At 62.6% G+C, this 13,322-nt stretch carries 12 protein-coding genes; 1 reads left to right on the top strand and 11 read right to left on the bottom strand.

Annotated elements, in window-relative coordinates:
* Nucleotides 1-696: 696 nt before the first annotated feature.
* The 6 genes from acpS to H7B90_RS33445 form a co-directional block, all read right to left on the bottom strand.
* Nucleotides 697-1,089, bottom strand: a complete 393-nt coding sequence (acpS, locus tag H7B90_RS17315; protein ID WP_185137152.1) for a holo-ACP synthase — start codon at nt 1,087-1,089, stop codon at nt 697-699.
* Between the two features lie 7 nt (nt 1,090-1,096).
* Nucleotides 1,097-1,906, bottom strand: coding sequence for an NAD(+) synthase (gene nadE, locus H7B90_RS17310; protein ID WP_185137151.1), 810 nt, complete (start codon nt 1,904-1,906; stop codon nt 1,097-1,099).
* A gap of 182 nt (nt 1,907-2,088) precedes the next feature.
* Entirely contained in the window at nt 2,089-2,523 is a 435-nt protein-coding gene (locus H7B90_RS17305) for a BrxA/BrxB family bacilliredoxin (protein ID WP_185137150.1), read from the bottom strand.
* Between the two features lie 105 nt (nt 2,524-2,628).
* Entirely contained in the window at nt 2,629-3,081 is a 453-nt protein-coding gene (locus H7B90_RS17300) for a DUF3905 domain-containing protein (protein WP_185137149.1), read from the bottom strand.
* Between the two features lie 20 nt (nt 3,082-3,101).
* Nucleotides 3,102-3,227, bottom strand: a complete 126-nt coding sequence (locus H7B90_RS33035; RefSeq protein ID WP_260411088.1) for a hypothetical protein — start codon at nt 3,225-3,227, stop codon at nt 3,102-3,104.
* Between the two features lie 35 nt (nt 3,228-3,262).
* Nucleotides 3,263-4,966 (bottom strand): ATP-binding protein, encoded by a 1,704-nt coding sequence (locus H7B90_RS33445; RefSeq protein WP_185137148.1) that lies wholly within the window; start codon nt 4,964-4,966, stop codon nt 3,263-3,265.
* Between the two features lie 208 nt (nt 4,967-5,174).
* On the opposite strand from H7B90_RS33445, the gene H7B90_RS17290 reads away from it, so the two are divergent.
* Nucleotides 5,175-6,452, top strand: a complete 1,278-nt coding sequence (locus tag H7B90_RS17290) for a BaiN/RdsA family NAD(P)/FAD-dependent oxidoreductase (RefSeq protein WP_185137147.1) — start codon at nt 5,175-5,177, stop codon at nt 6,450-6,452.
* A gap of 1 nt (nt 6,453) precedes the next feature.
* On the opposite strand, the gene H7B90_RS17285 is transcribed toward H7B90_RS17290, so the two are convergent.
* The 5 genes from H7B90_RS17285 to H7B90_RS17265 all read right to left on the bottom strand — a co-directional run bounded on the left by H7B90_RS17285 (nt 6,454) and on the right by H7B90_RS17265 (nt 13,223).
* Nucleotides 6,454-7,281 (bottom strand): carbohydrate ABC transporter permease, encoded by an 828-nt coding sequence (locus tag H7B90_RS17285; protein ID WP_185137146.1) that lies wholly within the window; start codon nt 7,279-7,281, stop codon nt 6,454-6,456.
* 66 nt (nt 7,282-7,347) lie between these two features.
* Nucleotides 7,348-8,244, bottom strand: a complete 897-nt coding sequence (locus tag H7B90_RS17280) for a carbohydrate ABC transporter permease (RefSeq protein ID WP_185137145.1) — start codon at nt 8,242-8,244, stop codon at nt 7,348-7,350.
* Nucleotides 8,245-8,425: 181 nt separating this feature from the next.
* A complete protein-coding gene (locus H7B90_RS17275; RefSeq protein WP_185137144.1) occupies nt 8,426-9,766 on the bottom strand; it encodes an ABC transporter substrate-binding protein in 1,341 nt (446 codons plus the stop codon).
* Between the two features lie 127 nt (nt 9,767-9,893).
* Nucleotides 9,894-12,017: an amylo-alpha-1,6-glucosidase gene (locus H7B90_RS17270; RefSeq protein ID WP_185137143.1), complete on the bottom strand. Its 2,124-nt coding sequence runs from the start codon at nt 12,015-12,017 to the stop codon at nt 9,894-9,896.
* Nucleotides 12,018-12,200: 183 nt separating this feature from the next.
* Complete coding sequence (locus H7B90_RS17265; RefSeq protein ID WP_185137142.1) at nt 12,201-13,223, bottom strand: LacI family DNA-binding transcriptional regulator; 1,023 nt, start codon at nt 13,221-13,223, stop codon at nt 12,201-12,203.
* Nucleotides 13,224-13,322: the final 99 nt, after the last annotated feature.

Below are 13,322 nucleotides of genomic sequence, written 5' to 3'. Positions count from 1 at the left end.
CCGTTACAGCACCCAATCCCCGCACGTACCGCACTCCAACTAACGATTCTTCCGCTACAGGGCCCAATCCCCGTACGCGGCGCACTCTATGTAACTTTCCATTTCTTACGGTTGCCGGTATCTTCTCCAACGAACCGTCTCTACTACTAAATGACTTCGGAACACTTCCGTTCTATGAGGGGGCTGCGAGATTTCACCGGTCTGCTAGAGCTCTAACGAATCCTAGAAACGCTATTTGGCTAAAAAAGCGGATTTTGAATCTCTAACGAATCGTATAGCTCTTATTTAGGTCATTCCGGGGGAAAAACAGGCCTTCTCCACGAAATAGCGTCTCCTGAGTTCGTTACAAATCTCAAACCCCGCATTTGGGCCGAAATAACGTCTGTCAGATTCGTTAGCCGGCACCGCCGCGGGCTCCATCCGGCATTCGCTCGTTCGCCAGCCTCCAGCCTCTGCCCCTACCGTCAGCCTTAGCATCGCCTGTCCTCCATGGCTTACAGCAACATTCCCCACCGGCACGGCAACCGCCGCATCCCGCAGCGGCATAGCTGCCCCACCGCCAGCCTCGAGCCTCTGCCCCGACCGCCGCCGCAGCCAACCGCCGGCTCCGCCGCCCCCTCCCGAAGGTTCCCTTATGTATACCATCCCGCGCCCCAAAAAGAAAGCCCGGCCGCCCCGAGGGGCGCCCGAGCCGTACTATTGCCGTTCCACGACCGCGGTGGCCGCGGCCATGCTCCGTTCGTGCGTGATCGCGACGTGGATCGAATGCGCCGCCGCCTCCAGCCCGAGCCGCTCCCAGGCGGCCGCCGACAGCCGGCATTCCGGCCGCCCCGAGGCGCCCGGCAGCACCTCGACGTCGCCGAACCCGACGGCGGCGCCGATCCCGCAGCCGAGCGCCTTGACGACGGCCTCCTTGGCCGCGAACCGGCCGGCGGCGAACTCGGCGGCGCGGCGCCCGGACAGCGTCCGGAACCGCGCCAGCTCCGCCTCCGTCAGCACCCGCGCCGCGAAGCGCCCGCCCGCCGGCCCCGAGAGGAGCTTCTCCATCCGCTCCAGCTCCACCATGTCCAGCCCGATTCCGACGATCATAAGCCCCTTAGATGCCCGGAATCGGCTGCCGCTTATGCTCCGTGCGGAGGTAATGCTTCTCCAGAATCTCCCGAGCCTTCGCGTCGATCTCCTTGCCCTCGAGATAGTCGCTGTTCGCCTCGTAGGACACGCCCAGCTCGGCTTCGTCCGTCTGGCCTTCCCACAGGCCGGCCGTCGGCGCCTTGTCCACGACGGCTTGCGGAACGCCGAGCCTCCGGGCCAGCTCCCGCACCTGCCGCTTGTTCAGCGAGCTGAGCGGCGTAATGTCGACCGCCCCGTCGCCCCACTTCGTGTAGAAGCCGGTCAGAGCCTCCGACGCGTGGTCCGTGCCGACGACGAGCAGGTTCAGGTCGAACGCCAGCGCGTATTGAACGACCATGCGCGTGCGCGCCTTGACGTTGCCCTTGCCCCCGCGGCTGATGTGCCGGTGGATGCCGAGCGACTTGAACGCGTACTCCGTCTCCAGCGCGATCTCGTCCACCGCCTCGGCGATGTTCGTCTCCACCTTGTGCGTCAATTGGAACGCTTCGGCCACCGCGTAGCTGTGCTCGATGTCCGCTTGCTCCCCGTAGGGCTGGAACACGCCGAGCGTTATGTACTCCTTGCCGGTCTCCAGCGAGAGCTCGTCCGTCGCCCGCTTGCACAGGCCCGTCGCCACCGCGCTGTCCACGCCGCCGCTGATGGCGATGAGCAGCCCGGCCGCTCCCGCCTTCTTCACGTAATCCTTCAGGAACCCGACGCGCCGCGCGATCTCCTCGTCGACGTCGATGGTCGGCTTCACGCCCAGCTTGGCGATAATCTCTTGCTGAAGGCTCATCGATTCTCACTCCTCCACACGGGGTTCATAATAAACGGCTCGCCGCCGAACGATTCCCGTTACGACTGCCTGCTCCCGCCGTAAGTAAGTTACCCTTCGGAAGCCCGGCTCTAACGGCATTCGGGCCGCCGGTCATAAAAAACTCCCGCAGGCTCGTTCCGAGCCCGCGGGATGATCTCGCATTAACGGCAATGACGGTCGAAGGCCGCGGTCAGGTCGGCAGCGATCTCTTGCGCGCTGCGGTTCTCGATCTGATGCCTCTCGATGAAGTGAACCAGCTCTCCGTCCTTCATCAGGGCGATCGACGGAGAGGAAGGCGGGTACGGCGCGAAATATTCGCGCGCCTTCGCGGTCGCTTCCTTGTCCTGCCCGGCGAATACCGTGAAGAGGTGATCCGGCACCACGTCGTGCTCCAGCGCGGCGGCGACTCCCGGACGCGCTTGGCCGGCCGCGCATCCGCAGACGGAGTTGACGACGACCAGGGCGGTGCCCTTCGCTTCCGGAAGAGCCTGCTCCACTTCTTCCGGCGTTCTCAGTTCCTGGATTCCGAGACGGGTCAACTCGTCGCGCATCGGTTGAACCATGTCCAGCATATATCGTTCAAATGACATTGACATTGGCCATATTCCTCGCTTTCCCTTCCGAAATATGCGGGCTTAGCCGCTACCATTTATTATAAGCTTACTCCTCGTAACCGTCAAAACAAAGAGCCCCGACTCGGGTCAGGGCTCGTCCAGCACTTCGGGAATCGGATAATATCGCTCGGAATCGTACTCATCCTCGTCGCGCAGCCGCTCCAGCGCGTTCTTCTCCGGCCTGGACGTCTGATGCGTCGGATGCATGAAGACGCCGGAGGACGGCGCGATTCCTTCCTCGAACAAGGCGCGGTTCTCCGGCGAACGGAACCCGATATCCTTGAACGGGTGAACCCACTGGTCACCGGACATGATCTCCGGATCCGTCTCCTCGCTCCATTGCTCCAGCGGAGACTGAGGCGACTCGTAATCGTGGTCTCCGATCACGACTCCGTAGTCGTTGACGAACGGCGCCCGCGGCCCCCGATTGTCGCGGAACTCCTGCCTGAACTCGATCTCGAACGGATCGAGCTCGGGATCGTCGCGTCCCGGAGCCGGCTCGAAGCCGGCCTTGAACGGTCTCTTCTTGTCGGTCGTCATACGCCTTCCGTCTCCCGTCCTTAGGTGGACGGACGGTTCGGGCCGTCCAGCTTCTTGTCGTATCCCGGGGACTCGGGCTGGCGGTTCGCGCCCTTCCGATCGGAGCTCTTGTTGCCACGCTGGGAGGGACCTTGAGGATTCGGCACGGGAACTTCCTCCTTGTCTGGATGAGTCGGGGATATTATGCGCTCCCCGCTCCGTTCCTATACTTCGCCGCCGCCGTCTCGGAGATCGCGTGGCCGGGCTTGCTGAACGACACGATGAACGTCGTCCCTTCCCCGATCTTGGACTCGACCCGAATCCTTCCGTTATGCCGCTCCATAATGCTCAGACAGAGCGCCAGCCCGAGGCCCGTCCCGTTCGCCTTCGTCGTATAGAACGGCTCGAACAGCCGCTCCAGCTTCTCCGGCGGAATGCCGACCCCGTTGTCGGTCACCCTCAGCTCGACCGCGTCGGCCAGGTTCTTCGTCTCGATCCGCAGGACGCCCTTGTCGTCCATCGCTTCCATGCCGTTGCGGGCGAGATTCAAGACAAGCTGCTTGATCTCCTTGACGTTCAGCTCGAGCGGGTCGATGACGTCCGCGAGCTTCAGCTCGATCATCTGTCCGCGCATATTGGCGTCCGCCGACAGCAGAGGCATGAGGTCCTCGAGAACCTCGTGCAGGCTCGTGATGTTTTTCTCCACGATCCGGTTCTGCGCCAGCGACAGGAAGTCGTTGATGATGGCGTTGGCCCTGTCCAGCTCCTGGAGAATGATGTGGAAGTAGGATTGATGCTCCTTCGGGCTGCGCTCGTTAAGCAGCTGAACGAAGCCCCGGATAACCGCCATCGGGTTGCGGATCTCGTGGGTGATGCTGGCCGCCATCTGGCCGACCAGGCTGAGCCTCTCCATCTTGTCCACTTCGTCCTTGAGCCTCTGCAGCTCGGTCATATCGTGCGCGATCAGCATGGCCCCTACGGTCCGAAGCGCGGGCGCCGCCCTCCAGGAGCAGACGGTCGTGTAATAGATCCGGTTCCGGAACCGGATGATGTCGGCGACTTGCTCCTCCCCGCCCATAACCCTCTCTACGGCGTCCATGACCGCGTCGCTCCTCCAGCGTTGAAGGACGGTTCGGTACGGCAGCTGCAGAACGTCGTTCTTCGTAAGGGGGGACAGCAGCTTCAAGGCCAGGTCGTTCAGATGCGAGATTCTCCCGTCCTTCTCGATGAACAGGACGACCAGCGGCGAGAAGTCGATGAACTGCTGCAGCCGGCGCACCTCGTTGTCGTACTTGGCCTTGATCTCCTGATAGTCGATCTGCAGGCGAACGCGGTCGTGGGCGAATTCTACGAAGTGAATCGACAGAAGAACGAGCGCGGCGAAAAAAACGGCGAACAGCGCCGAGAGGCCGACGGGCTGTACCGAAGACGGCGTCTCTCCCAACCAGCGGAACGCCGCGACGCTTCCGGCATGGTAGACGAGCAGGGCCGCGGCGAGCGCCGAGGCGATCTTCAGCTTCGAGGATCGGGTCGACTCCAGGAAGGACGGGATCTTGGCGAACAAGGCCGGAACGAACAAGACGAAGAAGAGGCCGAGCATGACGAGAGAGGCGGTCTCCCCGGCGTGGGGCAGACGGGCCGCTATGTATAGAACCGTTAGAATGGAAGCCCCCGGAATGCCGCCGTACAGGCTCCCTACCAGGTAAGGAACGAGCCTCAGATCATGGCTCGGCCCCCCGTAAGGAGACTGATGGGAGACGAGCAGGATCAGCATCATGGAGATGCCGCACGAGATCGCCATATACGCGTTCACGTAACGTACTCTGGGGGAACGGGCCAGCCACACCTGCAGCGACCCGATCGGTAAAAGCGCAATTAATATTTGCAGCAGCGAAAATTGCCACACACGGATGCCCCTCCGCTCATTCGAACGCCTTGATTTAGTCTTCAGCCCTCTCCCGATGCCTATTTAACCTTATTAAACATATTCACTCTGATTAAAACATAACTGCCGCCAATTAACAATCGATGTGACAGAGCGTCACTTTCCTTTGGATTCGGGAACCGATACAATTGGGAAAATAACGAATTTCGGAAAGCGAGTCGGAGAACGAATGTGGGATGTAATCGTCGTCGGCGGGGGACCGGCGGGACTGATGGCGTCGATCGCGGCGGCCGAAGGAGGCGCGCGGACGCTTCTGCTGGACAAGGGAGACAAGCTGGGGCGCAAGCTCGGCATCTCCGGGGGCGGCCGGTGCAACGTCACCAACAACAAGGACGCGCAGGAGCTGATCCGCTTCCTGCCCGGCAACGGGAGGTTCCTGTACAGCGCCCTCTCCCAGTTCGGGAGCCGGGAGATCGTCGCTTACTTCGAGGAGCTGGGAATCCGGCTCAAGGAAGAGGACCACGGGCGGATGTTCCCCGTGTCGGACAAGGCGAAGACGGTCGTCGATACCTTGGTGAACCAGGTTCGGCAATCGGGCGTGACGGTGCGGACGCACCAGGCGGTGGAGCGGATTCTGTACGAGAGAGGACGGGTCGCGGGAGTGCGGCTCGCCTCCGGGGAGGAGCTTCGGTCCCGGTGCGTCATCGCCGCCGCCGGCGGCAAGTCGGTGCCCCATACCGGGTCGACGGGCGACGGCTACGCCTGGGCGGTCGAGGCGGGGCATACGGTGACGGATCTGTACCCGACGGAGGTGCCGATCACGTCGGACGAGCCGTGGATCGCCGGCCGGGAGCTGCAGGGGCTGTCGCTTCGCGACGTGAAGCTGACCGTGCTGGACGGGAGGGGGAAGGAAGTCGTCTCGCACGAAGGGGACATGATCTTCACCCACTTCGGCCTGTCGGGACCGGCGGCGCTGCGCTGCAGCCAATTCGTCGTCAAGACGCTGCGCGCGGGCCGGGGCCCGGTCACGGTGGCGATCGACCTGTTCCCGGACGAGAAGGAGGAGCGGCTGGCCGCCGACTGGGGCACCGCTTCCCGCTCCGATCCGCGCAAGGCCGTCAAGACGCTCGTCCGCCAGAAGCTGACGGAACGCCTGGTGCCGCTGCTGCTCCGGCTGGCCGGCCTGGACCCCGAAGAGGGAGTGGCCAACGTGCCGAAGGCCAAGTGGCAGCAGCTGGCGCGGGTATGCAAGGCGTTCCCCGTGGCGGCTTCCGGGACGCTCTCGATCGAAGAGGCGTTCATCACGGGAGGCGGCGTCCACGTCAAGGAGATCGACCCGAAGACGATGGAATCGAAGCTCATGCCGGGCCTGTACTTCTGCGGGGAGATCCTCGACGTCCACGGCTATACGGGCGGCTATAACATTACCGCCGCGTTCTCTTCCGGGCGCGCGGCCGGAACGGCGGCAGCGGCGGCGGCGGAAGCGAGCGCGGCGGCGGGCGATTAGCTTATTTGCCTCCCGTGAAGGTGATGCCCTGCACGAAGAAGCGGTTGAAGAAGATATAGATGAGCAGCGCGGGCAGCGTCATGATGATGGACGCGGCCATGATGTAGTTCCAGAAGCTGATGTACTGGCCCTTGAACGTGTTCAAGCCGATGGAGAGAGTGAACATCGCCTTGTCGGACATGAGCATGAGCGGCTTCAGGAACTCGTTCCAGGCGCCCATGAAGATGAAGATCGTCTGCGCGGCGAGCGCGGGCCGGGCGAGCGGCAGCACGACGCGGAAGAACGCTCCGAACCGGCCCAGCCCGTCGAGCTCGGCGGCCTCCTCCAGCTCCTTCGGGAAGTTGATGAAGAACTGCCTCATCATGAAGATATACGTCGCCTGAGCCGCCATCGGCACGATGATCGCCTGGTAGCTGTTGAGCCAGCCCAGCTCCTTGATGATCAGGTAGCTCGGAATGATGGTGAGCTGGCCCGGGATCATGATCATGCCCAGGATGCTGTAGAACATCAGGCCGCTTCCCGGGAACCGGATGCGGGCCAGCGCGTAGCCGGCCATCGAATTGAACAGCAGGTTGAACGCGGTGACGGACAGCGCGATGATGGCGCTGTTCAGGAACCAGCGCATGAAGAGCGGCTCCTGGCGGAAGATCGTCTTGTAGTTGTCGAGCGTGAAGTGCTTCGGGATCAGGTGCATGCCCCCGGACACGATCTCCGACAGCGGCTTGAACGAAGCCGACAGCGCCCACAGGAACGGGATGAACGTAATGACCGCGTAGATCCCCAGAATGACGTACACCAGCGGCCGGAACCGGCGAACCGCTTGTCGCATGATTTTCCCCTCCTTAATACGGATCCCAAGATGTAATCGAGAGGCTCGAGGCCCGATTCGGCCGCGTTAGTTCAGCTTCTCCTCCCGGAAGAGCAGGCGCTGCACGACCGTGATCAGCATGATGACGACGGCCAGCAGGAAGGCGAGCGCGGACGCGTAGCCCATGTCGAGATTCTTGAAGGCGTATTGGTAGATCAGCAGCACCATCGTCAGCGTGGCGTTGTTCGGTCCGCCCGAGCCCGCCGAGAAGATGTACGATTGGTCGAACAGCTGGAACGTGCCGATGATGCCCATGACGACGACGTAGAACGTGACGGGCTTCAGCTGCGGCACCGTAATGCGCCAGAACTTCTTCCAGGCGCCCGCTCCGTCGATCTCCGCGGCTTCGTACTGCGATTCCGGGATGTCCTGCAGGGCGGCCAAGTAGATGACCATGAACAGGGGAGCCGTCGACCAGATGTTCATGACCATGATGCCGGTGAGCGCCACGTTCGGGTCGCCCAGCCAGTTGTAGGTCGGCAGGCCGACGAGATCGAGCAGGTAGTTGAGCAGCCCGTTGCTGTTGTAGATCCACATGAAGATCAGCACGAGCACCGCCGAGGACGTGACGGTCGGGAGATAGTAGGCGACGCGGAAAAAGTTGCGGAACTTCAGCTTCATATTCAGGATCGAAGCGAGAACGAGCGCCAGCAGCGTCTGCGAAGGGACGACGATGAGCGCGTACTTGCAAGTGTTCCGAAGGGCGATCCACAGCCGGGTATCGTCCGCCATTCTCTCGAAGTTGGCCGTTCCCGAGAATTTGTAGCTCACTTCCCCGAGCAGGTTCACCTTATGGAACGACAGGAAGACGGCGTAGAGGATCGGCAGCAGCAGAAAACAGCCCAAGACGACGATCGCCGGGGACATGAACGCGTAGCCGGCCGCTCCTTCCCGTAGACGCAGCTTGCCTGATCTTTTGGACATAACCGGTTCGTTCCCTTCCTTATATAATGGTCTCTTGGCCTCGCGCCTGAACGCGAAACGGCTGAAGCCGGAGCTGGCGAGCCCGGCTTCACCCGTCTAGAGCCCAAACGGCGGGGCCAGCTCCGGAGAGCGGATCGTCGATCGTTCCCGTCCGCTCCCCGGACCTTCGCCCGTCAGGCCGTTACTGTCCGGCCTTGATCTCCGAATTGGCGGTCTCTTGGGCTAGCTTCATCGCTTCCTCGAGCGTGGATTGGCCCGTGTACGCCGCGACGAACTGGTTGTTGAAGTTGTTCATAATCGTCGGCAGAGTGGCTCCGGCTTGCCAAGTGGTCGAATAGGAGCCGCCGGCGACCAGGGCGCCGCGCAGCGGGTCCTTGTCGTAGCCGAGCTCGGCCGCGACCGACTTGCGGGTCGGAAGCGCGAAGCCCTTGCTGGTCCACGTCTTCATCCCTTCCTTGCCGGTCAGGTAGGAGATCAGCTTCCAAGCCGCGTCCTTCTTCTTGCTCTCCTTGTTCATGACGTAGCCGACGGTATACGCCATCGTGCCCTTCTTGCCGTTCACGGTCGGCACCTCGGCGGTTCCGAAGTCGAGATCCTTGAAGTTGGTCTGCAGGTACGGGATCGCCCAGTTGCCCTCGATGACCATCGCCGCCTTCTGCTGGCCGAACATCTCGCCGCCCCATCCGGCGCCTACGTCGGACGGCTGTCCGGCCGTCTTCGCCTTCAGATGCTGGTCGATGACGAGCTGCAAGCCCTTGAGCCCTTCCGGCGTCGCGAACGCGGCCATGCCTTGGTCGTCCGTCAGCTTGCCGCCGAACGCCTGGATCATGAACATCTGGCGGGCGAGCTCCGGCGCTTGGCCGAGGCCGTACACCGACACCTTGCTGCCGTCCTTCTTCGTCAGCTTCTCCGCGGCGGCCTGAAGCTCTTCCCAAGTGGCCGGCGGATTCGCGATGCCCGCGTCGGCGAACATCTTCTTATTGTAGAAAAGCGCGAGAGTCGACGTGTCCTTCGGGAAGCCGTACGTCTTGCCGTCCTTGCCTTTGAACGCTTCCACCATCGGCGTCTCGAAGTCGGCCAGGTCGAAGTCGTCCGACACGTAGCCGTCGAGAGGCTCGAGAACGCCCTTCTCGATCAGCCCCGGCGCTTCGAACGCGTCGAGGTAGAACACGTCGGGAGCTTCGCCGCCGATCAGGCGCGTCTTGATGACGTCCATGTATTGGTCGGCGATGACTTCGTATTTGACCTTGATCGTCGGATTCTTCGCCTGGAACTCGTCGAGCACTTGCTGCAGAAGGGATTGCTCCTCCGGAGAAGAAGTCCATCCGGCCAAGGTCAGTTCCACGTTCTCGGCCGGCGCCGACGGCGAAGCCGATGCGCCTTCGGACGAAGACGGGGAAGACGAACCCGACGGAGACGAAGAGGCGTTCCCGGAGTTATTGCCGGAGCTGCCTCCGCAAGCGGACAATACCATGGCCGTCGTCAGCATAAGCGCGGCCCAACCGGTCCATTTCTTTTGCATATTCAGAATGCTCCTCCCTTTTGTGTATAAGTTCTATAATTAAACGGTTTCAGGAATCGCGGGAGCCGGACGGCCGCGGGACGGGGTACCTTCCGTCCCGGGCCGCCCGCCCGCCTTCCGCGGCCGCTTAATTCCGGATTCCGACGCGGGCGTTCCCGGCCGCTTCCAGCCGCAGCCCGCTCGTATTGTCGACGACGGTCGCGACGACCGCCCCGTCCTCTTCTCGGCTCAGCTCCACGGAGAGGTGCCCCGCGCCGACCGGCAGATGCCGGACCGACAGCCGGCCGACGCCGGACGGCAGGAACGGATTCAGCTTGAACGTTCCTTCCAGGGCGTTCGGCTCGAGCCCGAGCATGGCCCGCACGAGCACGACCGAGGTGCCGGCCGCCCACGCTTGGGGCGAGCATGCCACCGGATACGACACCGGATAGCCGATCTCGTCGCTATAGCCGCAGAAGAGCTCGGGCAGCCGCGCGTATTCGAACTGGCCCGCGGCCTTGATCAATCCGTCCGCGACGGTCGCCGCCGCGTCCAGCAGGCCGTATCGGCTCATGCCCAGCAGAATGAGCGAATTGTCGTGGGGCCAGATGCTGCCGTCGTGATAGCTCATCGGATTGTAGCCGGTCGCTTCGGTCGACATGGTCCGGATCCCGTAGCCGCTGAACATGTCGTCCGCGACGAGCCGGTCGGCGACTTGGCGCGCCCGCTCCTCGGACAGAATGCCGCTCAGCAGCAGATGGCCCGGGTTGGAGGTGACGGAGCGCACCTGCTCGTTCTCTCCGTCGAGCGCGATCGCGTAGAAGCTCTCGTCCTCCATCCAGAAGGCGGGATCCAGCGCCTCCTTCAGCTTGGCGGCCTCCGCGCGCAGCTTGGCGGCCCATTCGGCGCGGCCCAGCTTCTCGAGGATCGGGGCGAGCCGGCTCTTCGCTTGATACACGTAGCCCTGCACCTCGATCAGAGCGATCGGAGCCTTCGCGAAGCGGCCGTCCTTGTGCACGACCGAATCCTCGGAGTCCTTCCAGCCCTGGTTCGCGATCCCCTTCGCCGACTCCTGGAAGTATTCCACGAAGCCGTCCCCGTCGCGGTCGCCGTACGAATCGATCCACTCCAGCGCCCTCTCGAGCGTCGGAAGCAGCGGTTCCACGGACGCCAGATCCCCCGTCCAGTGGACGTATTCGGCCGCCAGCAGCAGGAACAGCGGCGTCGAGTCGATGCTGCCGTAATAGGGAGCGAACGGCACCTGCCCCGACCTCGACAGCTCCCCGGCGCGGAGCTCGTGCATGATTTTCCCCGGCTGTTCGTCCTTCCAGGGATCGATCTCCTTCCCTTGGAAGGCCGCCATCATGCGCAGGGTGCCAAGGGACGTCGCCGGATCGAGCGGCAGCATCTGCAGCGCCGCGATCAGGCTGTCGCGTCCGAACGGGACGGCGAACCACGGCAGCCCCGCCACCGTGATGGGGCCGAAGCCGAAGTCGGACAGGAGCACTTGCATATCCTGTACTCCCCGCTCGTACAGCCGGTCGAGGACCGGATTGTCGCTGGAAGCGCTCATCGCTCCGCTTCTCCACCGCTCCACGTCGCGGCGCAATTCGGCCAGCGCGGCGGCATGCTCCAGAACCTTCGGCTCCGCCCCTTCGATAGAAGGCGCCGCCGTCAGATGCAGCACGCGCTTCTCCGCCGGTCCGAGCCGGATCGCGAACGAGAGATCGCCCGACTCGGAGTCCGTCGCGGCCTCAAGGTCCCAGCGGACGGTCACGGCCTTGGCGATTCCGTCCGATCCTTCGTATTCGGCCCGCCAATGCGACGGGCCCGCTTCCCTGCGCGCGACCTTGCCGAGCCGATCCGCCGGCTGGAAGCCGCGGACGAGGAACATGTCCTTGAAGTCGGCGTCGATCCCGAGCGTCAGGGCGAAGCTCGCGTCGCGAGTGGAGAAGTTCGTGAGGGACACGCTCTCATAGAGAACGTCGCCGTAGATGAACCGCTCGCGGACGATCTCCACCGATTCCCTCCATAGAATCAGCTCGCCGTTCTCCGTCATATGCTCGTTGGTCAGCCGGAACGTAGCGACGTAGTTCTCGTCGGCGGCGGAGGACAGCAGCACCGGCCGCCTGCCCTCGACGGACAGCTCGAACCGGCTAAGGAAGCGCGTATCCTTCATGTACAGTCCGTTCGGCGTCTCTTGTCCCGCGATGTCCCCGTTCTTGTCGGTCATCAGGAACAGATCGTTGTTTTTGATTACTCGGTAATCCATGGCTTCCTCTCCCGGTCTCTATATTGTCTGTATCTTAATCTGCGTCCGCGTGTCGGAGCTTTCTCTCTTCGTCGGAATGGTCTCGCTTCTTCCGCGCCGCTCAGGCAGGGGAACCGAAACGTTTCGGATCACGGTTAAATTTTTTTCCGAAACGTTTCGGATCTGCGGCGAAAAAGCGGGGAATCAGCCTTCTCTCAAGTTGCGCGTGCTCTCTCGAATGATCAATTGATTCCCCAGCGTTACTTTGCGATTGTCGGTCCTGTCGTCCAGCATATCGATGAGCAGCTGCGCTCCCCGGTAGCCCATCTCGTACTTGTCCTGGCGGATCGTCGTCAGCTTCGGCGAGCAGTAGGAAGCGATGTTGATGTCGTCGAAGCCTACGATCGAGATGTCCCCGGGAACCCGGCGCCCCGTCTTCTCCAGCGTTCTCATCGCCCCGAGGGCCATCAGGTCGCTCGCGCAGAACACGGCGGTCGCTTGCGGGTGCCGGAGCAGAATCTGGTACATGGCCTCCGCTCCGCCGTCCTCCGTGAACCCTCCGTCGTAGACGAGCTCTTCCCGGAACGGCACGTTCGCCTGCTCCAGCGCGTCCTTGTAGCCCGCCAGCCGCTCCCGGCTGACGTACGCCTGGTCGTGGCCGTTGATCATGGCGATCTCGGCATGACCGTAATCGAGCAGGTGTTGGACGGCCGTCGCCGCCCCCGCCCGGCTGTCGGAAGCGATATAGGCGACGTTGTCTCCCGTTCGCGGAATGTCGATCAGCACGCATGGGAACGAATTCTGATCGATGACCTCCTGGAGATAGGGATCGTCGAGCCGAAGGCCCGAGATGATCGCCCCTTCCACGTTGCGCTCCTTGCACAGCGCGGTGTAGGACTTCTCCATCTGCTTGGACGGGTTCGTGCTGAAGAGCAGCAGATCGTAATTCAGATCGCCCGCCCTGTCGTTAATGCCGCACAGCACTTCGTACGCGAAGGCGTCCTTCGCTCCGGCGCGGTTGATGTCCGAGATGATCAGGCCGATCGTGCGCGTCTTCTTCGACACGAGGCTTCTCGCGACCGCGTTCGGACTGTAAGCCAACTCTTCGGCGACCTGCTTGATCTTCTTCCGGGTCGTCTCGTTCACGTCGTCGTAACCGTTGAGCGCCCTGGAGACGGTCGTTACGGACACTCCTGCTTTTCGGGCAATGTCTTTTATGGTCGCCATCGGTAAATCACCTTTCCAAAACGTTTCGGATTCATTATAAAACGATTCGTTTTCGTTTGCAAGCGCTTTTCCCGCCCGTGTCGTTGTGCTGTGATAATG

Origin of the sequence: Cohnella xylanilytica (assembly GCF_014212175.1) — a bacterium.
GTDB classification, from domain to species: domain Bacteria; phylum Bacillota; class Bacilli; order Paenibacillales; family Paenibacillaceae; genus Cohnella; species Cohnella xylanilytica.
Note: the sequence above shows the minus strand (reverse complement) of the source record. Positions and strands in the feature narration are given on the sequence as shown.